This is a genomic window from Nocardia sp. NPDC004415, from assembly GCF_053602435.1.
The window spans coordinates 80,023-100,653 of the sequence record NZ_JBSGDP010000013.1 but is presented as its reverse complement, the minus strand read 5'-3'; the positions used below and the strand labels follow the sequence as shown (position 1 = coordinate 100,653).

21 protein-coding genes and 1 tRNA gene are annotated in these 20,631 nt (G+C 68.8%); 12 read left to right on the top strand and 10 right to left on the bottom strand.

The window, feature by feature from the left end:
- Positions 1-92: 92 nt before the first annotated feature.
- On the top strand, positions 93-662 hold the full coding sequence (locus tag ACWEMY_RS09270) for a PadR family transcriptional regulator (protein ID WP_452389578.1): 570 nt from the start codon (positions 93-95) through the stop codon (positions 660-662).
- Here the strand turns inward: ACWEMY_RS09270 and ACWEMY_RS09265 are convergent, their stop codons facing one another.
- Complete coding sequence (locus tag ACWEMY_RS09265) at positions 663-1,283, bottom strand: TetR/AcrR family transcriptional regulator (RefSeq protein ID WP_452389577.1); 621 nt, start codon at positions 1,281-1,283, stop codon at positions 663-665.
- A gap of 70 nt (positions 1,284-1,353) precedes the next feature.
- On the bottom strand, positions 1,354-2,247 hold the full coding sequence (locus ACWEMY_RS09260) for a twin-arginine translocation signal domain-containing protein (RefSeq protein WP_452389576.1): 894 nt from the start codon (positions 2,245-2,247) through the stop codon (positions 1,354-1,356).
- Positions 2,248-2,563: 316 nt separating this feature from the next.
- On the opposite strand from ACWEMY_RS09260, the gene ACWEMY_RS09255 reads away from it, so the two are divergent.
- The 4 genes from ACWEMY_RS09255 (at position 2,564) to ACWEMY_RS09240 (ending at position 6,694) form a co-directional block, all read left to right on the top strand.
- Positions 2,564-3,934, top strand: coding sequence for an ATP-binding protein (locus tag ACWEMY_RS09255; RefSeq protein WP_452389575.1), 1,371 nt, complete (start codon positions 2,564-2,566; stop codon positions 3,932-3,934).
- Positions 3,935-3,997: 63 nt separating this feature from the next.
- Complete coding sequence (locus ACWEMY_RS09250; RefSeq protein WP_452389574.1) at positions 3,998-4,873, top strand: ABC transporter permease; 876 nt, start codon at positions 3,998-4,000, stop codon at positions 4,871-4,873.
- The gene (locus ACWEMY_RS09245) at positions 4,866-5,699 is read left to right on the top strand and encodes an ABC transporter permease (RefSeq protein ID WP_375936847.1); all 834 of its coding nucleotides are present in this window, start codon (positions 4,866-4,868) and stop codon (positions 5,697-5,699) included. Before ACWEMY_RS09250 ends, ACWEMY_RS09245 begins: the two co-directional genes overlap by 8 nt.
- A gap of 2 nt (positions 5,700-5,701) precedes the next feature.
- The gene (locus tag ACWEMY_RS09240; protein WP_452389573.1) at positions 5,702-6,694 is read left to right on the top strand and encodes an ABC transporter ATP-binding protein; all 993 of its coding nucleotides are present in this window, start codon (positions 5,702-5,704) and stop codon (positions 6,692-6,694) included.
- 6 nt (positions 6,695-6,700) lie between these two features.
- On the opposite strand, the gene ACWEMY_RS09235 is transcribed toward ACWEMY_RS09240, so the two are convergent.
- The gene (locus ACWEMY_RS09235) at positions 6,701-7,021 is read right to left on the bottom strand and encodes a hypothetical protein (RefSeq protein WP_278262960.1); all 321 of its coding nucleotides are present in this window, start codon (positions 7,019-7,021) and stop codon (positions 6,701-6,703) included.
- 356 nt (positions 7,022-7,377) lie between these two features.
- Here ACWEMY_RS09235 and ACWEMY_RS09230 point away from each other — a divergent pair, with 356 nt between their 5' ends.
- Positions 7,378-7,872, top strand: coding sequence for a DUF4254 domain-containing protein (locus ACWEMY_RS09230; RefSeq protein ID WP_452389572.1), 495 nt, complete (start codon positions 7,378-7,380; stop codon positions 7,870-7,872).
- On the opposite strand, the gene ACWEMY_RS09225 is transcribed toward ACWEMY_RS09230, so the two are convergent.
- Genes ACWEMY_RS09225 through ACWEMY_RS09215 form a run of 3 tightly spaced genes read right to left on the bottom strand, consistent with a single transcriptional unit; the run spans position 7,873 to position 10,493 of the window.
- Positions 7,873-8,208: a hypothetical protein gene (locus ACWEMY_RS09225; RefSeq protein ID WP_375936856.1), complete on the bottom strand. Its 336-nt coding sequence runs from the start codon at positions 8,206-8,208 to the stop codon at positions 7,873-7,875.
- Positions 8,209-9,357 (bottom strand): fatty acid desaturase family protein, encoded by a 1,149-nt coding sequence (locus ACWEMY_RS09220; protein ID WP_452389571.1) that lies wholly within the window; start codon positions 9,355-9,357, stop codon positions 8,209-8,211.
- A 44-nt stretch (positions 9,358-9,401) separates the two neighbouring features.
- Positions 9,402-10,493: a ferredoxin reductase gene (locus ACWEMY_RS09215; protein ID WP_452389570.1), complete on the bottom strand. Its 1,092-nt coding sequence runs from the start codon at positions 10,491-10,493 to the stop codon at positions 9,402-9,404.
- Between the two features lie 143 nt (positions 10,494-10,636).
- On the opposite strand from ACWEMY_RS09215, the gene ACWEMY_RS09210 reads away from it, so the two are divergent.
- Entirely contained in the window at positions 10,637-11,284 is a 648-nt protein-coding gene (locus ACWEMY_RS09210) for a TetR family transcriptional regulator (RefSeq protein WP_452389569.1), read from the top strand.
- 46 nt (positions 11,285-11,330) lie between these two features.
- Here ACWEMY_RS09210 and ACWEMY_RS09205 read toward each other — a convergent pair whose 3' ends face one another.
- On the bottom strand, positions 11,331-12,656 hold the full coding sequence (locus tag ACWEMY_RS09205) for an MFS transporter (protein ID WP_452389568.1): 1,326 nt from the start codon (positions 12,654-12,656) through the stop codon (positions 11,331-11,333).
- A 114-nt stretch (positions 12,657-12,770) separates the two neighbouring features.
- Here ACWEMY_RS09205 and ACWEMY_RS09200 point away from each other — a divergent pair, with 114 nt between their 5' ends.
- Together ACWEMY_RS09200 and ACWEMY_RS09195 are read left to right on the top strand one after the other, a co-directional pair.
- Positions 12,771-13,325 carry a PadR family transcriptional regulator gene (locus tag ACWEMY_RS09200; protein WP_375936871.1) on the top strand — a complete coding sequence of 185 codons (555 nt, stop codon included), beginning with the start codon at positions 12,771-12,773 and terminating at the stop codon, positions 13,323-13,325.
- Positions 13,322-15,349, top strand: a complete 2,028-nt coding sequence (locus ACWEMY_RS09195; RefSeq protein WP_452389567.1) for an FAD-dependent oxidoreductase — start codon at positions 13,322-13,324, stop codon at positions 15,347-15,349. Before ACWEMY_RS09200 ends, ACWEMY_RS09195 begins: the two co-directional genes overlap by 4 nt.
- Positions 15,350-15,436: 87 nt before the next feature.
- On the opposite strand, the gene ACWEMY_RS09190 is transcribed toward ACWEMY_RS09195, so the two are convergent.
- On the bottom strand, positions 15,437-16,576 hold the full coding sequence (locus ACWEMY_RS09190) for a phosphotransferase enzyme family protein (protein WP_452389566.1): 1,140 nt from the start codon (positions 16,574-16,576) through the stop codon (positions 15,437-15,439).
- A gap of 67 nt (positions 16,577-16,643) precedes the next feature.
- On the opposite strand from ACWEMY_RS09190, the gene cmrA reads away from it, so the two are divergent.
- A complete protein-coding gene (gene cmrA / locus ACWEMY_RS09185) occupies positions 16,644-17,447 on the top strand; it encodes a mycolate reductase (protein ID WP_452389565.1) in 804 nt (267 codons plus the stop codon).
- Here cmrA and ACWEMY_RS09180 read toward each other — a convergent pair whose 3' ends face one another.
- Positions 17,448-19,106: a helicase HerA-like domain-containing protein gene (locus ACWEMY_RS09180; protein ID WP_452389564.1), complete on the bottom strand. Its 1,659-nt coding sequence runs from the start codon at positions 19,104-19,106 to the stop codon at positions 17,448-17,450.
- Positions 19,107-19,276: 170 nt separating this feature from the next.
- On the opposite strand from ACWEMY_RS09180, the gene orn reads away from it, so the two are divergent.
- Complete coding sequence (gene orn, locus ACWEMY_RS09175) at positions 19,277-19,915, top strand: oligoribonuclease (RefSeq protein WP_375936886.1); 639 nt, start codon at positions 19,277-19,279, stop codon at positions 19,913-19,915.
- Positions 19,916-19,970: 55 nt separating this feature from the next.
- Positions 19,971-20,043 (top strand) — tRNA-His (locus tag ACWEMY_RS09170).
- A 43-nt stretch (positions 20,044-20,086) separates the two neighbouring features.
- Here the strand turns inward: ACWEMY_RS09170 and ACWEMY_RS09165 are convergent.
- Positions 20,087-20,614 carry a CGNR zinc finger domain-containing protein gene (locus tag ACWEMY_RS09165; protein ID WP_452389563.1) on the bottom strand — a complete coding sequence of 176 codons (528 nt, stop codon included), beginning with the start codon at positions 20,612-20,614 and terminating at the stop codon, positions 20,087-20,089.
- Between the last annotated feature and the right edge of the window lie 17 nt (positions 20,615-20,631).

Genomic DNA, 20,631 nt, shown 5'->3' with positions numbered 1-20,631 from the left:
ATTCACCAGAGGCTAACCGCAGCTCTCCACCGATGTCCAGTGCGCTGTCGATTTATCGATTTGAATAATCGCACTGCTGCTACGCTGGGCGGATGGCGTTACGACACGCGGTACTGGCCGCCCTGATGGAAGGCGAGGCCTCCGGCTACGACCTGGCCAAACTGTTCGACGCGGCGGTGGCCAACTACTGGATGGCGACCCCGCAGCAGCTCTACAAGGAGCTCGAACGGATGACCGCCGACGGACTGATCGCCGCCCGCGTCGTCGAACAGGAGAAGCGCCCCAACAAGCGGCTGCACTCGCTCACCGACACCGGCAGGCAGGTGCTGCGCGACTTCATCGCCGAGGCGCCCAAGCCCACCGTCATCCGCGACGACATGCTGGTCAAGATCCAGGGCATGACGACCGGTGACGCCCCCGCGGTCGAGGCCATGCTGATCGAGCGCCGGGGCTGGGCGCAGGCCAAGCTCGCCCGCTACGAACGCCGCCGCGCCCGCCTGCTCGACGGCCGCAGCGAGCCGGCCTACCTGAGCGAATCCACCCACATCGGCCCCTACCTCACCCTGCTGCGCGGCATCGCCTTCGAGCAGGAGAACATCCGCTGGGCAGAATTCGCCCTCGGCGCCGTCCGCGGGCGTGCCGAAGCGACCAGCCGGGACTGATCATGCCTGGCGCGGGGGTTCCCCGTGCACGGTCAGGGTGTTGTCGATACAGCGGGTGATGAAGGCGTCGTCGATGGGCTCCGACCCCACAAGGACCCGGAAATACAGTGGTGCCGAGAGAGTTTCGATGAGCTCGCGGGGGTCGGTCGTGTCGGCGAGTTCGCCGCGCTCGATCGCCCTGGTGACGACGTGGGAGCTGCGTTCGAAGCGGTCGTCCCAGAAGCGGCGGCGCGCGGCCTCGACCTCCGGGTCGACGGACAGGGCGATGACGGTGCCGACCAGTCGCGCGATGCCGGGACGGGCGATCAGGTGCGCGACCTGTTCGGCGAGTACCCGCAGGTCGGTGCGCAGCGAACCGGTGTCGGGGACGGGGTTGCCCACGGCGGCCAGTTCGGTGACGGCGTCGGCGATCAGGGCCGTGCGGGTGCCCCAGCGGCGGTAGATGGTGGTCTCCGCGACACCGGCGCGGGCGGCGACGTCACCGATGGTCAGGCCCTCGACGCCGAACTCGGTGATCTGCTCGAGCGTGGCGGTGAGCACCGCCGCGCGCACCCGGGCCGAACGGCCGCCGGTGCGCTTGCGCGGGGCCGCGTCGGCTTTCCCGGCGTCGTCGAGATCCATGGTCCAGTTCTACTCGACAGACCTTCCGCGTGCCGAATGCGCGGCGACGCACAGTTATCGCAGCGCCTCGCTAGACGGTGCGCAGGTAGGCCGTGATCCAGTTGCCGAACTCGCAGGCCAGATGCCACCGGTGTTCGGCGATGTAGAGGCCCGGCAGCGCTGCGGGGAAGGCGACCTTGAGCTGGGCACGGAAGCCACCGCCCGGTTCATCGCGGAACTGGTGGCGGACCCCGCCGATGACGAAACCGTCGGCCAGCGACGCGACACCGGCGGCGGTGAGCGGATACGCGGGGTCCGAGGGCACCATCACCCCGGCGACATCGGTGTAATCGACGAAGAACTGGCTGGGCAGCATCGCGCCACCGGTCACCTCGATGACCTCTTGGCGGCCGTCGGGCAGCGTGGCGATGAGGTAGTGGTCCGGGCAGGCGTCGGTCCACACCGGCCGGTCGTCGGTGACGCGGGCGCGGTCGAACCAGTCCAGGAAGCCCTGGGCGGTCCCGCGATCGCTGGAAACCTCGGTGATCGCGTATTGCCAACGCCCGTCCGATGCGGCGATTCCGGCCCGCGCGGCGGATTCGGAGGCGACGAGTTCGGCGGCCAGCAGCTCGCGAATCCCCGCCTCGCCGATGCTCAGCCGTGCCAGCGCCAAGGCCACGCGCGCGGCCGACACATCATCGACGGCGTTCTCGAGCCGGGCCAGCAACGAGTCCAGCTCACCGGTCAGCACCCCGACATAATCCTGGCGCAGCCGCGCCGCGACCACCGAGAACCGCCGCTTCTCCCACTCGACGACCGCAGCCTGGTCGACCAGGGCGCCGTCGATGAAGGTGCGCAGCCCGGCCTGCGCCGACTGCCCCAGCGGGGACGCGAAGGCCGGCCCGGAGCCGAGGTAGGCCGCGGCCAGACCTGCGGCGGCCGTGGTCCCGGCGGCGCGAGTGATGAAACTTCTCCTGGTCAGCATCGACCGATTCCTCTCGGGAACGAATAAAAGCAAGACTTACTTGCGTTAAGACAGCATCGGCCATGACCATGGCTACGTCAATGGCCTAACGCAAGTTCTGATGGCTTTAATTGGCCGACCGGACGCGATGCGGGCAATGGACCGACGGACCGGTACCCTTCCCACTCATGTGGATCATTCTCGCTATCTCCGTGGTCAGCTCCGTGGCCATCGCCATCCTGTTCGCGACCGGCTTCCCGGAGCACTGATCGAACACCAGATAGCGACTCGGTAGCTATCCGCACGTCCGCGGCCTGTTCGGTGCGATGATCGGCGGGTGCCGAACAATAGCCAGACCTTCGCCAGGTCCGAGGACGGTCGTTCGTTCTTCGTCGCCGACGCCACCGGATGCACGCTTGTCGCCGGTTCGCTGGCGGTGATCGTCAGTGAGCGGGGCCGCCAGCTCGCGCTGGTGGAGGAACGCTCGCAGACCACCCCGGTCTCCTTGCGCGGCAGGATGATGGGCGAGGTGCGCGTCGACGGCATCGATGTGCGCGCGGGCCATCCGTTCACCGACGCCACGGTGGAGATGGCCGACGCGGCCACGGTGCAGACCCTGCACGACACCACCGGCGCGCAACTCGACATCGGTGTCGATCTCACCCCGCCCGGCGGTCCGGCCCGGCTGCTACCCACCCGGTTCAACCGGCACACCTTCTGGTGCGGGCAGAGCGGCTCGGGCAAGACCTACGCCCTCGGTGTCGTGCTCGAACAGCTGATCGCGCACACCGCCCTGCCGGTGGTGGTCTTCGACCCCAACTCCGATTTCGTGCACCTGGGCGAGCTCGATCCCCAGGCGAGCGGCCCGACCGCCGAGGCCCTGCGCCGCCGCGACATCCGGGTGTTGCGCCCGCACAAGGGTGCCCTGCTGCGGGCCCGCTTCACCGAACTCCCGCTGCCGTCCAAGGCCGCGATCCTGCGGATCGACCCGATCGCCGATCGCGAGGAGTTCAACGAGCTCATGCACCTGTCCACGGTGCTCTCGGCCACCGAACTCGACGACACCCTGCCGCACCTGCGCAGCTCGGAATCACCGGCGCAGCAGCGGCTCGGCATGCGCATCGAGAACCTGGGCCTGCTCGACTGGGAGGTGTGGGCACGCAATCAGCGCGCGGTCACCGAGGTGGTCGCCGAGCGACCCGACGCCACCGTGCTCGATCTGGGCGGATTCTCCACCGCCGAACAGCAACTCGTGGTAGCTCTGGCGCTGCTCGACGAGCTGTGGTCGCGCCGGGAGGAACGCCGCCCGATCCTGCTGGTGATCGACGAGGCGCACAATCTGGCCTCGCCCCAGCTGGATTCGCCGATCGCGGTCGCAGTCAGGGAGCGGCTGATCCAGATCGCCGCCGAGGGCCGCAAATTCGGGCTGTGGCTGCTGCTGTCGACGCAGCGGCCGTCGAAGGTCCACCCCAACATCCTGTCCCAGTGCGACAACCTCGCGCTGATGAAGATGTCCTCCCCGGTCGACCTCGCCGAACTGGGCACCCACTTCGGTTACGCGCCCGCCGCGCTGCTGGAACGCTCACCGTGGTTCCGCCAGGGCGAGGCGCTGTTCGCGGGCGGCTTCACCCCCGCCCCCGCCCTGGTCGCGATGAACGCGCGGATCACCAGGGAGGGCGGCACCGACGTCAAGGTCCCGCTGCGCTGAACCACGGTCGATCCGTGCCGTTTTCGTGCTGATCTGTCCGGATCGGCCTAGAGTTGACTGATTGTGCGGGGCAATGCGGAGGGGGACGGGCAACTCGCCATCGCGACGCGCCGGTGTCCGGTCCGCCGCGGCAGGCCGAGCCTGGTCGCCGTGTATTGGACCTTCGCCAGGGCAGGCTTCAAACGCCAGGCCCAGTACAAATTGGCGATGTTCGCCGGGCTGTTCACCAACTGTGTCTTCGGTTTCGTGCGGGCCGCGGTCCTGGTGGCCGCGGTGCGCGCCGCCGGTGGGTTCGGCGGTTACGACGAGGGCACGATCGCCGCGTATGTGTGGCTGTCGCAGGGGCTGCTCGGTGCCACCCAGTTCATGGGCCCGCAGATCGATCTGGTCGACCGCATCAAATCCGGTGACGTCGCCATCGATTTCCTGCGCCCGGTGGACGTGCAGCTGAGCTATCTGGCCGGCGACATGGGCCGCGCCGCCTGCACGTTCCTGCCGCGCGGCGTCCCGAGCATCGTGGTCGGCGCGGCCACCTTCGGCCTGTCCATGCCGACCTCGCCGATGGCCTATGTGCTCGGCGTGATCAGTGTGCTGCTGGCGGTGGCGCTGTCGTTCCTGTGCCTGTTCGCGGTGGCGCTGATCGGGTTCTGGGTGGTGGAGATACGCGGGATCCGTGTGCTCTACCAGATCGTCGGCACGTTCCTCGCAGGGCTTTTCGTTCCGGTCCACATGTTCCCCGACTGGCTGCGCGCCATCGCCAGAGCGACACCGTTCCCCTCGATCCTGCAGGCGCCGATCGATACGCTGTCCGGGCGGGCAGAAGGTCTGGATGCGGTGTTCACTGTTGCGGCACAAGGGTTTTGGGTGCTGGCGATCGGGTTGCTCGGGCGGGTGATGCTGCGGGCGGGTCAACGCAGACTGGAGGTACAGGGTGGGTGAACCGGAGACCGCGCGCATTGTGGCCGGGACCTGGTTCACCCCCTATCTCGCAGTATTGCGTTCGCGTGTGAAAGCACAGCAGGTGTACCGCCTCTCCTTCGCCACCGAGGTGTTCAGCGCGTTCCTGATCGGGCTGGTGGAATTCGCCGAGGTGTGGGTGATCTTCCACAATGTCGGCACGCTCGGCGGGCTGGACGTGAACGCGGCGCTGTTGCTGTTCGGCCTGTCCAATACCTCCTTCGCGCTGGCGCAAGTGCTGGTGGGACACCTGGATTCGCTGCCGACCATGATCAGGATGGGCACCCTCGACGCCTACCACCTGCGCCCGCAGCCGCTGCTGCTGCAACTGGTCACCAGCGACATCTCGCTGCGCAGGCTCGCCAGGGCGGCCGTCGCGGTAATCGTGCTGACGATCGGGCTGTGGCGCAACGACATCGACTGGGGCATCGCCCCGGTTACCTTGATCGTGATCACCCTGCTGAGTGGAATTGCGCTGTTCTGTGGCCTTTTCGTATGCGCGGCGGGGCTACAGTTCTTCTTGATAGACGGTGCCGAGCTCACCAACAGCTTCACCTACGGCGGCTCGTTCGCCGCGATGCAGCCTGCCTCGGTGTTCCCCACACCGCTGAAACTGTTGTTCGGGTTCGCGATTCCCGTCGCGTTCACGGCGTACGTGCCGACCATCGCCCTGCTCGGCCTGCCCGGCCCGCCGCTGCTGCCCGCGTGGTCGGCCTGGCTGACCCCGGTCGCCGCGGTCTGGGTGTGGTTGCTGGCGTTGTCGGCATGGCGGATCGGTACCAGGCACTACCAGGGAGGAGGTGGCTAGCGATGCACGAGCGGATCGACGCCGAACCCATCATCGACATCGATGACCTCACCCGGCAATTCACCGTCTACCGCAAGAACGGGAGCCGATGGCGCCGTCATCGCGACACCATCACCGCCGTCGACGCGATGAGCTTCCGCGTCGAACGCGGCTCCGCGGTCGGCTACATCGGCGCCAACGGCGCGGGCAAGTCGACCACCATCAAGATGCTCACCGGCATCCTGGTGCCCACCTCGGGCAGTGTGCGCACCTGCGGGCTGGAACCGGTGCGCCAGCGCAGGGAGCTGGCCTCGCGCATCGGCGTGGTCTTCGGGCAGCGCTCGCAGCTGTGGTGGGATCTGCCGCTGCACGAGTCGTTCTCGATCCTGGCCGCGATCCACCGCCTCGACCCCGACATCGCCGACAAGCGCACCCACGAACTGGTCGAACAGCTCGAGATGGCCGAGACCCTCGACACCCCGGTACGCCAGCTGTCGCTCGGCCAGCGCATGCGCGCGGAAGTGGCCGCCGCGCTGCTGCATTCGCCGGAGCTGGTGATCCTGGACGAGCCGACGATCGGGCTCGACGTGCTGTCCAAACAGCGCTTGCGCGAGTTCCTGCGCGCCGAGCGCATCGAGCGCGGCACCACCCTGCTGCTCACCACCCACGACATGGGCGATATCGAGCGGCTCTGCGACCGGGTGCTGGTGGTCGATCACGGCAAGCTGGTGTACGACGGTTCACTGACCGGGCTGGGCGCCACCGTGGGCGCGCGCCGGGTGCTGGTGGTCGATCTGGCCGCTCCCACACCGGATCTCGATGATCTGCCGTGTGGGGCGCAACTGCTGTCCAGCGAGGCGGGCGGCATGCGCCAGCGGCTGGCCTTCGACGCCGAGCACACCACCGCGGCGGCATTGCTGGCCGCGGTGTCGGACCGGGCGCAGGTGCGCGATCTGTCCATCGAGGAACCGGGTATCGAGGACGTGGTGCGCCGCATCTACGAGTCGGCGCGCTGAGCGGATTCAGCTCGGCGCGTGCGGATTCCCGGAGTACAGGCTCACCTCGCCGCCCTCACCGAGAAAGGCGTTGACCAGCATGATCCGCTGGGCCCGCAATTCGGCTTCCTCCGGGGCGGCGGTGGTGATGGAGATCTGCGGAATGGCCGCCCAGTTCACCACATACCGTTCGGGCGGGCCGTCGTCGTCGGACAGGCGCGCGATCCGGAACACCGAGACCGCGTGGCGCTCCATCAGATCGCGCACGACGTCGGCGATTCGCTGCGGGTCTTCCAGCGCGAACAGGAACCCGAAGGTCAGTTCGGGCGAGGACACATAGGCAGGCACATTGTCCGAGGCTAGTGCATTCGACGGCCGTGCCGGGGTGCTCCGCAACAATGATTGCCGGAAATGCGCCGGGTGGTTACACCGGGGAAGCGTGCCGGTGACCCGGCCGTAATCGTCGATAACGATTGTCGCCGCCTGCCCGATTTGTACTCCGTACTATTGCGTGGCGGCGCCGGATCGCGCTTTCCTGGAGTAGTCCCGATTTTCCCCGGGTCGTCTTCCCTGCCGCAGCGTCGCGGACAATTCGTCGACGCCCGGGCGGGGCTACGCCGGTGCCGGGGAGTGCACCTGTCCCGCGTCCTCCTCGGCCCTGGCGTATCCAGTCCCGATTTCCGCGTATCTCAAGGGCGTGCACCATGCCGAACGAATCCGGCCATCGTGTGGATGCCACGCAACTCCCGTCGCCGACGGCGTTGTTGCGTGCCTTTCGCCACTCCACCGCCCAGGACCATCCGGTACTCGACGCGGCCGCGGGGCTGGCGCACTGCCACGCCCGCAGGCGCGCCACCCTCGACGCGGCCCGCGACGCCGAGGCGGCGGGCACGGTCTTCGCGGCCTGCGGACGGCTGCTCGACGACATCGACGACACCCGCGCGGGCCTGATCTCCCGCATCGACGACTGGGTCACGGGTCATGTGGCGCACCGCGGCGGCGCCTCCCTGCACACCGAGACCCTCGGCGCGGTGATCGACCGGATGGCCGAAAAATGGATCGCCGCCCAGCAGGCGCTGGGCGGCGATCCGGTGGCACGCACGCACGTGCACTGGTGCAGATTGGCCGAGCTGACCGACGGCTACCGGGATCTGATCACCGATGTCACCGAACGGCGCAGGCGGCTGCCGGTGTGGTGATCAGGCCTTGCCCGGCTCGCGCGGAGCGGGCTCGGCCTCGGTGACCACCGGTTCCGGCTCGGTGAGCCAGGCCGCGGAATCCGAGCCGGTCTCGTCCGGGGTGTCGAGATCCTCGGCGGCCTCGCGACGCTGTTCGGCGCGCTCCACCGCGGCGTCGCGGCGAGCTGCCGCGGCCGCCTCGTTCATCTCGATCGCGTCGGTGAGGAATTCACCGATTTCCCGGGCGACCTCGGCGACGGTTCCGGTGATGAGGGCGGCGATATTGCCGACCCGGCGCGCACCGGAGGACGTCAATTCCTGGACGAGGTCTTTGTTGGTCTCGAATTTCCCGATCATCTACACGCCCACTTCGGTTGCCTTCCGATTACGCATAACGATAACACCGGGCTTGGGGGCCCTCTTCACGAAGCGATCGGGCAGCGCGAGCAGGAAGATCTTGGCCCACACCGAGCCGATCTGCTTGGAGAAACGGCCGGTGTTGTAGGGCAGGCCGTACTTCTCGGCCAGCGCCTTCACCTCGGGCGCCATCTCCGGGTACCGGTTGGCCGGGATGTCCGGGAACAGGTGGTGCTCGATCTGGTGCGACAGGTTGCCCGACATGATGTGGAACAGCTTGGAGCCCTTGATGTTCGCCGAACCGAGCATCTGGCGCACGTACCACTCGCCGCGGGTCTCGACCTCGGTCTCCTCCTTGGTGAACGTCTGTACACCAGCCGGGAAGTGGCCGCAGAAGATGATCGAGAAGGTCCACAGGTTGCGCACGATGTTGGCGGCGGCGTTGCCGGCCAGCGTGTGCAGGAACAGCGGGCCGGTCAGCGCCGGGAACACCACGTAGTCCTTGAGCACCTGCTTGCCGGACTTGCGCAGACCGCCCTTGATCAGCGGGATGTTGTCGCGCAGCTTGCGCTTGCCCTGGATGATGTTCTCGACCTCGTGGTCGTGCAGCATCACGCCCCACTCGAACAGCACCATCAGCAGGAAGGCGTAGACCGGGTTGCCCAGGTAGTACGGGTGCCACTTCTGGCCCTCGTCGATGCGCAGGATGCCGTAACCGATGTCGCGGTCCATGTCGTGGACATTGGTGTAGGTGTGGTGCATGAAGTTGTGCGAGTGCTTCCACTGATCGGCCGGGCACACGGTGTCCCAGTCGAATTCGCGGGAGTTGATGCCGCGCTCACGCATCCAGTCGTACTGACCGTGCATGACGTTGTGGCCGATCTCCATGTTGTCGAGGATCTTCGACACACCGAGCGCGGCGACACCGGCCAGCCAGAACGGGGGCAGGAAGCCCAGGTACATCAGGCCGCGGCCGGCGACCTCGAGCCCGCGCTGGGCCTTGATGATCTTGTAGATGTAGTCGCGGTCGCGCTCGCCGAGGTCGGCCTCGATGCGGGCGCGCAGCTCGTCGAGTGCCTTGCCGAGCTCTTCGACCTGGTCGGGGGTCAGGATGACCGGACCGTCTTTGCCTTCGGTGAGGATCGTCATAGCGGTATCTCCCCTTGGTTGGTGAATCGGGCTGTGGTTGTCGTCTAGAGCGCGATGTCGACGTCGCCGACCGCGGTGTTCACGCAGATCTGGATCTGCTTGTCCGGATCGGCGTCGAGCTCGCCGGTGCGCAGGTTGCGGGTGCAGCCGGAGACCTTGGTCGCGGTGCAGGAGAAGCAGATCCCCATGCGGCAGCCGTATTCCGGGGTGAGCCCGGCGGCCTCGGCCTGGTCGAGCAGCGGCGCACCGGAGTTCTCGGTGGTGACGGCGCTGCCGGAGAAGGTCACGGTGCCGGTGGCCTCGGCCGGGTCGGTGGGCACGGTGGTGAGGGTGAACTCCTCGCTGTGCACCCGATCGCCCAGACCCTCGGCCTCGAACAGGGTCCGCACCGCGTTCATCAGCGGCGGCGGCCCGCAGACGAAGGTCTGCGAGTCGGCGAACCAGGGCGCCACCCGCTCGAGCTCGTCGTAGTCGAAGAACCCGCTGCCGGTGGAGGTCTCGCCGTTCACCACGGTGCCCGGCTCGACCGGGAAGCGGTACTCGACGCGGAAGTTGGGCCGCCGGTTGGCGATCGCGGTCAGTTCGGCCTTGTGCGGCACCATCTCCGGCTGACGCGCGTAGTGCAGGAAGGTCACCGGACCGGTGAAACCCTCGGCGTCGAGGGTCCGCAACATCGACAGTACCGGCGTGATCCCCGAGCCGCCGCTGACCAGCAGCACCTTGCCGGGCCGCTGCTCGGGCAGCGCGAAGACGCCGGAGGCGGGCGCCAGGTCGACGATCATGCCCGGCTTCGCGTTGTCGTGCAGGTAGTTCGAGACCAGCCCGCCGGGATGCGCCTTGACCGTGAGCTGCAGGTATCGGTCCCCTCGGCTCTCCGGATCGATCGGCGAATAGCACCGGGTGTGGCGCACGCCGTTGATCGAGACGCCGATCTGCACGTACTGGCCCGCGGTGTGACCGCGCCATTGGCGGGTAGCCCGCAGAGTGAGGGTCACCGAACCCGGGGTGGCGTGCGAGACATGGGTGATCTCGGCACGCAGTTCCCGTGCGGTGAGCCCGGGGCGGACGAGCTCCAGGTACCGGTCCAGCGGGTGCGGCGTCGTCAACGTCTGCACCAGATCGATCAGTCCCACCATTGCTTGAACCCCTTCATGGAAGTCACTCGGCATGCGGTCCACATTTCAGTGCACGCCTGTACACTCACCAGTGTGCCGGATGGACCCATCCCGCTGTCAACCGGCAATAATGTGAGGCGGGCAACATCTAGAGGGATTCGACTATGGTGAACGGATGTATGCTCACCGATGTGACTGAGCAGGCAGGAACCCGTAACGAGCGCAAAGCGCACACCCGGGCCGCCCTTCTCGACGGCACGCTCGCGCTGGCCGCCGACCGCGGCTTCGCGGCGCTGAGCCTGCGCGAGATCGCGCGCTCGGCAGGCATCGTACCCACGGCGTTCTACCGGCACTTCGCCTCGCTCGACGACCTCGGCGCGACCCTGGTCGACGAGGGCGTCACCGCGCTACGACTGGCATTGCGCGAGGTCAGGCGCAAGCCGGACGCGCATCTGGCCGATACCGTGCGCTTCGTGTTCGACCAGGTGCGCACCAAGCGCGCGCTGTTCGGCTTCCTCATCCGCGAGCGCCACGGTGGGCCCGCCCCGCTGCGTCAGGCGATCGCGATGGAGATGCAGCTGATCGTGCGCGAGATCGTCGCCGACCTGTCCCGGCTACGCGCGCTGGACTCCTGGAGCACCACCGAACTCGAGATCGCCGCGGACCTGCTGGTCACCACGGTCACCGACGGCATCGCCGGCTTCGTGGCCTCCACCCCGCGCGAGGAGGCCGCCATCGTCGAGCGCACGGTCATGCAGATGCGGCTGATCGCGCTGGGTATCGCGGGCTGGCAGCCCAAGAACGCCGGGTGAACCACAGGGTGAACATTCGTTCACTGTGAGATCGCCCAGATCTGGTTTATCTCGTCTGCGCGGGCGCCCGGACCGGGAGCAGCACCAGCAGGCCGGCCACCAGCACCACCAGCAGGCCGGCGATCCCGGCCCGGTCGCTGCCGAAGACCCAGACGAACAGGCCGAACAGGGCGGGCGCGAGGAACGAGACCGCCCGCCCGGTGGTGGTGTAGAGCCCGAAGAGCTGGCCTTCGCGTCCCGGCGGGGCCAGCCGGGCCAGGAACGACCGGGCCGAGGCCTGCGCGGGCCCGACGAACACCGTCAGCGCGAGGCCGAAGATCCAGAACATCAGCGTGCCCGAGACCACCAGCAGCACCAGCCCGCAGGCGATCATCCCCACCAGCGAGGCCACGATCACGCGTTTCGGGCCGAGCCGGTCGTCGAAGCGGCCCGCCGCGATGGCGGCCGCCCCGGCCACGACATTGGCCGCGATGCCGAACAGCAGCACGTCGGCGTCGGCGAAGCCGTACACCTGCACCGCCAGCACCGCGCCGAAGGTGAACACCCCGGCCAGGCCATCCCGGAAGACCGCGCTGGCCAGCAGGAACCACACCGTGTGCCGGTCCTGTCCCCACAGTTCCCGCACATCCCGCCACAGCACCCGGTAGGACCCGAGGAACCCGGCCCGCGACGCCCCCGGATCGGCGCCGGTGCGCGGCATCTCCGGCACCGCGAACAGCACCGGCAACGCGAACACGGTGAACCAGACCGCCGCCAGCACGATCACCAGCCGGACATTGAGCCCCTGGTCGGTGGGCATGCCGAGCACGCCACGGGAATCACCGTCACCGGCCAGGAACCCCACGTAGCAGATGAGCAGCAGCACAATGCCGCCGAAATAGCCCATCGCCCAGCCGAATCCGGAGACCCGCCCGACCGTGGCCGGGGTGGACACCTGGCGCATCATGGCGTTGTAGGGCACCCCGGCCAGCTCGAAGGTGGCCGAGGCGAAGGCCAGCAGCGCCAGGCCCAGCCACAGATCGTGGTAGTCGTCGCGCACGAAGAACATCAGCGACATGGCGCCGACGGTGAGCGTGGTGAGCGTGGCCAGCGCGCGTTTGCGGGAGCCGACGGCGTCGAAGTACTGCCCGCAGACCGGCGCGGTCACCGCGACCACGAGCCCGGCGGCGGCCAGTGCCCAGCCCAGCCACGCGCTCGCCGAGACACCACCGGGCAGGTCGTCGCCCACCTTGTCGGTGAGATACACCGAGAACACGAAGGTCAGCGTCACGGCCTGGAACGCCGAGGACCCCCAATCCCACAGTCCCCACGCCAGCACCTGCCCGCGTCCGGCCGCCTCACCGACGGTCTCGGCCGCGCTCACCTCGGTCATGGGCGAAGCGTAATGGCGATCGCGGCGCCCGGCAGGGCACATCAGTGTTTCGGCAGGTCGCCGTCAATATGAACCTGATTGCATAGTACCGCCCGTTCCGGATATCCTCGTCACATGGCACTGGAGCACGCGCTGCTGGTCTCGCTCAGCGAACGGTCCGGCTCGGGATACGAGCTCGCCCATCGATTCGACAAGTCGATCGGCTACTTCTGGAGTGCCTCACATCAGCAGATCTACCGGGTCCTCAAGCGTATGGAGGAGTCCGGCTGGGTGACCGTGGAATCGGTGACCCAGCACGGAAAACCCGACAAGAAGGTGTACTCGGTGGCCGAGGCCGGACGCACCGAGCTGGCCCGCTGGCTCGCCGAACCCACCCAGTCCACCCCCGCGCGCGACGAGCTCGGCGTGAAGATCCGCGGCGCCGCGCACGGCGACATCACGGCGGTGTGCGCCGAGGTCGAGCGTCATCGCGCCGACCACGCCCGCCGCCTCGACGAGTACCGCCTCAGCGAGAAGAAATTCTTCCCGGTGCCGGACCAGCTCTCCGGCACCGCCCTGCACCAGTATCTGGTGCTGCGCGCGGGCATCCGCGCGGAGTCCGGCTACGTCGAATGGTGCGACGAAGTACTGCAGGCCCTGCGACCGCGAAAAGGTGAACCCAGCCCATGAGTTTTCCGCACCTGTTCGAACCCCTCGACCTCGGCCATACCACCCTGCGCAACCGGGTGGTCATGGGTTCCATGCACACCGGTCTGGAAGACCGCGCCTGGGACACCAACAAACTGGCCGCCTACTTCGCCGAACGCGCCCGCGGCGGGGTCGGCCTGATCATCACCGGCGGCTACGCGCCCAACCGGACCGGCTGGCTGCTGCCCTTCGGCGGCAAGCTCACCACCAAGACCGAGGCCTACCGGCACCGCGCCATCACCAAGGCGGTGCACGCCGAGGGCGGCAAGATCGCCATCCAGATCCTGCACGCCGGGCGCTACTCCTACATGCCGACCAGCGTGTCGGCCTCGGCGATCAAGTCCGCGATCAACCCGTTCAAGCCGCGTGCGCTGTCGAGCAAGGGCGTGGAGTCCACCATCGACGACTACGCCCGCTGCGCGTCGCTGGCGAAGCTGGCCGGCTACGACGGCTGCGAGATCATGGGCGGTGAGGGCTATTTCATCAACCAGTTCCTCGCTCCGCGGGTGAACAAGCGCACCGACAAGTGGGGCGGCACCCCGGAGAACCGGCGCAGGCTGCCGGTGGAGATCGCCCGGCGCATCCGCGCGGCGGTCGGGCCCGATTTCATCATCGTGTTCCGCCTGTCGATGGCCGAGCTGGTGGAGAAGGGGCAGACCTTCGAGGAGATCGTCGCGCTGGCCAAGGAACTCGAGGCCGTCGGCGTCGACATCCTCAACACCGATATCGGCTGGCACGAGGCCAGGGTGCCCACCATCGTCACCTCGGTGCCACGCGCGGCGTTCGTGGAGTTCACCGCCAAGATCGCCCGCCAGGTGAACATCCCGGTCTGCGCGTCGAACCGGATCAACATGCCCGAGATCGCCGAGGAGATCCTCACCCGCGGCGACGCGGCGCTGATCTCGCTGGCCAGGCCGCTGCTGGCCGACCCGGAATGGGCCAACAAGGCCGAGGGCGACCGGGCCGACGAGATCAACACCTGCATCGCCTGCAACCAGGCCTGCCTCGACCACGCCTTCGGCAACAAGAAGGTGTCGTGCCTGGTCAACCCGCGCGCGGGCAGCGAGACCACGCTGAACCTGCTGCCCACGCGGCGCGCCAAGCGCTTCGCGGTGGTCGGCGCGGGCCCGGCGGGGCTCTCGGCGGCGGTCAGCCTGGCCGAGCGCGGGCACCGGGTCGACCTGTTCGAGGCCGACGACAAGATCGGCGGACAGTTCGACATCGCCCGCCGCATCCCCGGCAAGGAGGAGTTCGACGAGTCGATCCGCTACTTCAACCGCAAGATCGAGCTCACCGGCGTGGCTCTGCACCTCGACAAGCGGGTCACCGCCGAGGAACTGATCGCGGGCGGCTACGACTCGGTGGTGCTGGCCACCGGCGTGCGGCCACGCATCCCGAACATCCCCGGCATCGACCACCCGATGGTGCTGTCCTACGCCGAGCTGGTGAAGCAGGAGAAGCCGGTCGGCAAGAAGGTCGCGGTGATCGGCGCGGGCGGGATCGGCTACGACGTGAGCGAATACCTCACCGTGGAGGGTCATCCCACGCTCAAGCTCGACGAGTGGAAGGAGGAGTGGGGTGTCGACGCCGACGACGAGAAGGTGCCCGGTCAGCTCAGGCAGCCGCGTCCCGCTCCCGCCGCCCGCGATGTGGTGCTGCTGCAACGCAAGTCGACCCCGTTCGGCAAGGACCTGGGCAAGACGTCGGGCTGGGTGCATCGCGCGGCGATCAAGGCCAAGGGCGTCGAGCAGGTCGGTGGCGTGAACTACGAGCGCATCGACGACGCCGGGCTGCACATCTCCTTCGGTGAGAAGCGCGAGAACCCGCGCGTCATCGAGGTCGACAATGTGATCGTCTGCGCCGGACAGGAATCCGTGCGCGAACTCGAGGAACCGCTGCGCGCCGCGGGCGTCGACCTGCACCTGATCGGCGGCGCCGACGTGGCCGCCGAACTCGACGCCAAGCGCGCCATCGCCCAGGGCACCCGCCTGGCGGCGAGCCTGTAGTCCCCCCGACCCGGCCGTCCGACGCGACGGACGGCCGCCCGCACCGCCCCATCCACCGAACTCGCATCCGGTGGGTGGGGCGGTGTTCTATGTCAGGTCGCGCAGCGCGTCGGCGAGCTCGCGCCCGTCGGGGCCGGCGTACCAGCGCAGATGCCCGAGCAGCCAGTCGTGGTAGGCGATCTCGGCCGCGCGGTGATCGTGGGCGACGGTGCGGAAGTAGTCGATCTCGGAGAGTTCGTAGCCGAGGTGGATCAGCGGCAGCAGGTCCGGCAGCAGCGCCCGCTCGGCGGCCGACAGTGGCCGCTCGGACCGGTATCCCGTCAGCAGCGCGGCGATCTGGTCGTAGCGCACCGACGCCGCTCCCCCGTCGCGCAGGGCGACCCAGTCGACGGCCGTGCGCTCGATCGCGGTGGCGAGATCGAAGACCGCCGTGGTGCGATCGGCCAGCCCGAAGTCGATGACGGCGGTGACCTCGTGGTCGTGCCAGAGCAGGTTGGTCGGATGCCAGTCACCGTGCGTCCACAGGGGTGCGACGCCCCCGAGATCGGCCCGGAAGTCGACGATCTCGTTCCGCCAGTCGCGCTCGGCGAGGAAACGAGCCACCGCCGGACGACGCGCGAGATGCCACTCGAACGCCGCGCGCACCCCGGCGTGCATGGTCGCCACCAGCGGCCGGGCCGGTCGCGTGGGCGCCTCGAAACCCGCCGCGGCCCGGTGCAACCTGCCCAGCATCGCCCCGGCGCCCGCGGCATCGGCGCGATCCCGGTACGGCGACCAGGAGAAGTCGGCCCGATACCGGTCCGCACCGACCCCCACCTGCTGCACCTCGTAGACGAACCACCCGGAGTCGCGCGGCGAGCTGGAGCCCGGCGGGCCTGCGGGCAGCGGCCGTCGGTCGCGGGTACCGGCCTCCCCCGCCGTGGCACGGGCCTCGGGCACCGGAATCCCCCGGTCGCGCAGATGTGCGGTGAATCGGTGCTCCTCGCCGAGGGCGGCCAGGTCGCGCAGCTGCCGCGGCAGACGCTTCACCACCAGGTCGGTCCCGTCCACGCACCGCACACCGACCGTCGAGGACAGGGGGCGTGGGCTGCGCCAGCGGATCTCCCGCGGCCGCGCGTCGGGCCAGGTGGCAGCGACGACCCGGGCGACCTCGTCCTCGCCCAATGGCGGTCCGAGCGGCGCCGCGAGCGGATCGTCACCCATCCCGAACACCTGGTCCTCGCTCATCGCAGCCATGCTAGGTCCGCCGGGCCTCCCGAGGTGCCCGCCGCCGCCGATCCCCTAAGCTCCCGGTGTGAGCTTGCCCTCCCCCACTGCAGACAATCGTGCCGTCGTCACCGGCGCCTCCTCCGGCATCGGCACCGCGCTGGCCGCCGAGCTGGCCGGGCGCGGCTACTCGCTGATCCTGGTCGCGCGACGCGGCGAGGTGCTGACCGAACTCGCCCAGCGGCTGACGCTGGCACACGGCATCACCGCCGAGGTGCGCGCGGTGGACCTGGCCGACCGCACGCAGCGCGCCGGCCTGGTCGACGAGCTCGCCGTGCGCGATATCGCGATCCTGTGCAACAACGCGGGCATCGCGACCTTCGGCCCGGTCGCCGAACTGGACTTCGCCTACGAGCGCGCGCAGATGGAACTCAACGCCACCGCCGTGCACGATCTCACCCTGGCCGTGCTGCCCGGCATGATCGAGCGCAAGGCCGGCGGCATCCTGATCAGCGGCTCGGCCGCGGGCAACATGCCCATCCCGAACAACGCCACCTATGCGGCCTCCAAGGCCTTCGCCAACACCTTCTCCGAGTCGCTGCGCGGCGAGCTCAAGGGCAGCGGCGTCAATGTCACCCTGCTGGCGCCCGGCCCGGTGCGCACCGAGATCCCCGCACCCGAGGACGAGTCGATCGTCGACAAGATGGTCCCCGATTTCCTCTGGGTCTCCTCCGAGTACACCGCCAAGGTGTCCATCGACGCGCTGGCGCGCAACAAGATGCGCATCGTGCCCGGCCTGATCAGCAAGGGCATGAGCGTGGCGGGCAACTACGGCCCGCGCTCGTTCACCGCCCCGATCGCGGGCGCCTTCTACAAGAAGCTGGGCGGCTGATCAGCGCCGTCGCCGCGTCCCGAACAGGCTGCGGCTGATCTCGCGCCCCGCCGCGCTGGCCGCCGACCGCAGGAAGCTCTTGACCGCCGGGTTGTTCATGATCCGGTCGGCGGCCGAGTCGTCCGGCTCGGCGCGGCCGGGCGCGGGCGTGGCCTCCGGGGCCGGGTCGGCGGCGGCCACGCTGGCCAGCAGCATCTCGTAGGCCGACTCCCGGTCGACGGTCTGCCCGTACCTGCCCTGCAGGGCGCTGGCCAGTGCCTTGGCCTTGATGGCGTCCTCGCCGATGGTGTCCATCAGCGAGCGCGGGGGCGCGATCTTGGTCCACGCCACCGGTGTCGGCGCGCCCTTCTCCGAGAGCACCGTGACGATCGCCTCACCGGTGCCCAGCGAGGTCAGCGCCGATTCCAGGTCGTACACCGCCGATTTCGGATAGGTGCGCACGGTCTTGGCCAGTGCCTTCTGATCGTCGGGGGTGAAGGCGCGCAGCGCGTGCTGCACGCGCGCGCCGAGCTGCGACAGCACCGGATTCGGGATGTCGGTGGGCAGCTGGGTGCAGAAGAACACCCCGACGCCCTTGGACCGGATGAGTTTCACCGTCTGCTCGACCTGCTGCAGGAACGCCTTGGACGCCTCGGCGAAGAGCAGATGCGCCTCGTCGAAGATGAACACCAGCTTGGGCTGGTCCAGATCGCCCTCTTCGGGCAGCACCTGGAACAGATCGGCCAGCACCCACATCAGGAACGTCGAGAACAGCACCGGCCGCGCGGCCTGCTGACCCAGCTCGAACAGCGTGATCACGCCCTGCCCGCCCGCGGTGCGCAGCAGATCGGCCGGATCGAGTTCGGGTTCACCGAAGAACGTGTCGCCGCCCTCGGCCTCCAGATTCACCAGCGCGCGCAGGATCACCCCGGCCGTCTGCGCCGACACCCCGCCGATGCCCTCGAGGTCGGCCTTGCCCTCCGCGCTGGTCAGATGGGTGATCACCGCGCGCAGGTCCTTGAGATCGAGCAGGGCCAGGCCGCGCTGATCGGCCCAGTGGAAGATCAGCCCCAGCGTCGATTCCTGGGTGTTGTTGAGGCCGAGCACCTTGCTGAGCAGGATCGGGCCGAAGGAACTGATCGTCGCGCGGATCGGCACCCCGATCCCGCCGGTGCCGAGCGAGACGAACTCGGTGGGGAACGAACTCGGCGCCCAGCCGGTGGCGCCGGTCTCGGCGGCGCGGGCCCGGATCTTGTCGTTGTCGGCGCCCGGTTCGCTGAGCCCCGACAGATCGCCCTTGATATCGGCCATCACCACCGGAACCCCGGCGCGGGACAGCTGTTCGGCGATGCCCTGCAGGGTCTTGGTCTTGCCGGTTCCGGTCGCGCCGGCGACCAGCCCGTGCCGGTTCATCATGCGCAGCGGAATACGCACGCGCGCAGCCGGATCGGCGACCCCGTCGACCATCACCGTGCCGAGTTCCAGCGCGACACCGTCGAGGGCATACCCCGCCGCGATCTCCGCCGCGGCCCCCGATCGCGCGGGCGCGGTGGACGTTTCGGTACTCGCGGCGGCCTCCCGCTCGGCGGCCTCGGCGGCCTGCGCCGCCTCCGCGGCCACCCGGGCCGCCTCCTCGGCCGCCTTGCGAGCCGCCGCTGCCTTCTCCTGAGGGGTGGTCATTCGCGCGTCCTCCGTCTGGTCACCGAGCCGTACGCAAGTCCAGGGCAAACTGTATCCCCGCCGGTCACCTCGATGCCGGTCATCCGGGGATGTCGCGGGCAACCGCGCCGCCTCGCCCACGCGACGCACCTAGCGATCCGGGCGGGGACCGCACCGTTAGGGTGACTCAGGTGTCCGACAAACTCTTGGTCTGGATGGATTGCGAGATGACGGGGCTCCGTCTCGACAGCGACAAGCTGATCGAGATCGCCGCGCTCGTGACCGACAGCGACCTGAACATCCTCGGTGACGGTGTCGACATCGTCATCCACGCCGACGACGCCGCCCTGGCCTGCATGCCCCCGGTCGTCGCCGAGATGCACGCCAAGTCCGGTCTCACCGAGGAGGTCCGCGCCTCCACCGTGACCCTCGAGCAGGCCCAGGCCGAGGTCCTCGACTACATCCGCCAGTACGCGCCCGCCGCGCGCACGGTGCCGCTGTGCGGCAACTCCATCGCCACCGACCGCGGGTTCATCGCCCGCGACATGCCGGAACTGGACGCGCACCTGCACTACCGGATGGTCGATGTGAGCTCGATCAAGGAGCTGTGCCGCCGCTGGTACCCGCGCATCTACTTCGGTCAGCCGGACAAGGGCCTGGCCCACCGCGCGCTGGCCGACATCAAGGAGTCCATCCGCGAGCTCGAGTACTACCGCCGCACCGCGTTCGTCCCGCTGCCCGGGCCGTCGACCACCGAGATCACCGCCGCCGCGGCGGCCGCCACCGAGGCCGTGGATGTCACCGGATCGAGCCCCCGACCAGCGGATTAGGGCATACGCCCCCTGGCACGCTACTATTTACCGCGCCGGTGAATAACCGGTGATGGTGACTGTAGTTCAGTTGGTAGAGCACCAGGTTGTGATCCTGGCTGTCGCGGGTTCGAGTCCCGTCAGTCACCCGAGCGAGAAAGCCCGGTCCCCACGGACCGGGCTTTCTCCGTCTCAGCGCCCGGTCCCGCGCCGCGCACGATGCCTGCGCACCGCCGACCGATTCGCGCACGCCGGACTACAGAAGCGTTGCGTGCCGTTGCGGGAGTTGTCGGCGAAAACCCGTTCGCAGCCCTCGGCCGCGCAGCCACCGAGGCGATCCATGCCGAGCCCGGTCAGATGCAGTGCGGTGCCCACGGTGATGAGCGCGGCGATCTGACGGTCGGTGGCCACCCCGGGGTCACGGAAGTGCAGATGCCAGCCGTCCCCGGCGTGGTCGGTCAGCCGCGGTGCCGCGGCGTACTCGCCCAGCAGCACATTGAGCAGGGCGGCGCGTTCCCCCCGCTCCGCGGCCACCACCACCTGCCGCCAGCGGGCCAGGAACTCCGTCACCGAGGCGCGATCGGCCTCGGTGGGCGCACACGACAGCACCAGCCCCGCGGCGGCACAGCGCTCCCCCAGCTCCGCCGCGCTCGCGCACGGCTCGTTGAGCAGCTCGATGCCGAGCAGCACCGGCTCCCGGCCGTAATGGTTGTAATGCACAATGCCATTACAACAGA

What these genes read in the sequence shown, in the direction of transcription:
- ACWEMY_RS09270 (WP_452389578.1), top strand. Translation starts at nt 93, where the DNA reads ATGGCGTTACGACACGCGGTACTGGCCGCCCTGATGGAAGGCGAGGCC.
- ACWEMY_RS09265 (WP_452389577.1), bottom strand. Translation starts at nt 1,283, where the DNA reads ATGGATCTCGACGACGCCGGGAAAGCCGACGCGGCCCCGCGCAAGCGC.
- ACWEMY_RS09260 (WP_452389576.1), bottom strand. Translation starts at nt 2,247, where the DNA reads ATGCTGACCAGGAGAAGTTTCATCACTCGCGCCGCCGGGACCACGGCC.
- ACWEMY_RS09240 (WP_452389573.1), top strand. Translation starts at nt 5,702, where the DNA reads ATGCACGAGCGGATCGACGCCGAACCCATCATCGACATCGATGACCTC.
- ACWEMY_RS09230 (WP_452389572.1), top strand. Translation starts at nt 7,378, where the DNA reads ATGCCGAACGAATCCGGCCATCGTGTGGATGCCACGCAACTCCCGTCG.
- ACWEMY_RS09225 (WP_375936856.1), bottom strand. Translation starts at nt 8,208, where the DNA reads ATGATCGGGAAATTCGAGACCAACAAAGACCTCGTCCAGGAATTGACG.
- ACWEMY_RS09220 (WP_452389571.1), bottom strand. Translation starts at nt 9,357, where the DNA reads ATGACGATCCTCACCGAAGGCAAAGACGGTCCGGTCATCCTGACCCCC.
- ACWEMY_RS09215 (WP_452389570.1), bottom strand. Translation starts at nt 10,493, where the DNA reads ATGGTGGGACTGATCGATCTGGTGCAGACGTTGACGACGCCGCACCCG.
- ACWEMY_RS09210 (WP_452389569.1), top strand. Translation starts at nt 10,637, where the DNA reads ATGGTGAACGGATGTATGCTCACCGATGTGACTGAGCAGGCAGGAACC.
- ACWEMY_RS09205 (WP_452389568.1), bottom strand. Translation starts at nt 12,656, where the DNA reads ATGACCGAGGTGAGCGCGGCCGAGACCGTCGGTGAGGCGGCCGGACGC.
- ACWEMY_RS09200 (WP_375936871.1), top strand. Translation starts at nt 12,771, where the DNA reads ATGGCACTGGAGCACGCGCTGCTGGTCTCGCTCAGCGAACGGTCCGGC.
- ACWEMY_RS09195 (WP_452389567.1), top strand. Translation starts at nt 13,322, where the DNA reads ATGAGTTTTCCGCACCTGTTCGAACCCCTCGACCTCGGCCATACCACC.
- ACWEMY_RS09190 (WP_452389566.1), bottom strand. Translation starts at nt 16,576, where the DNA reads ATGAGCGAGGACCAGGTGTTCGGGATGGGTGACGATCCGCTCGCGGCG.
- ACWEMY_RS09180 (WP_452389564.1), bottom strand. Translation starts at nt 19,106, where the DNA reads ATGACCACCCCTCAGGAGAAGGCAGCGGCGGCTCGCAAGGCGGCCGAG.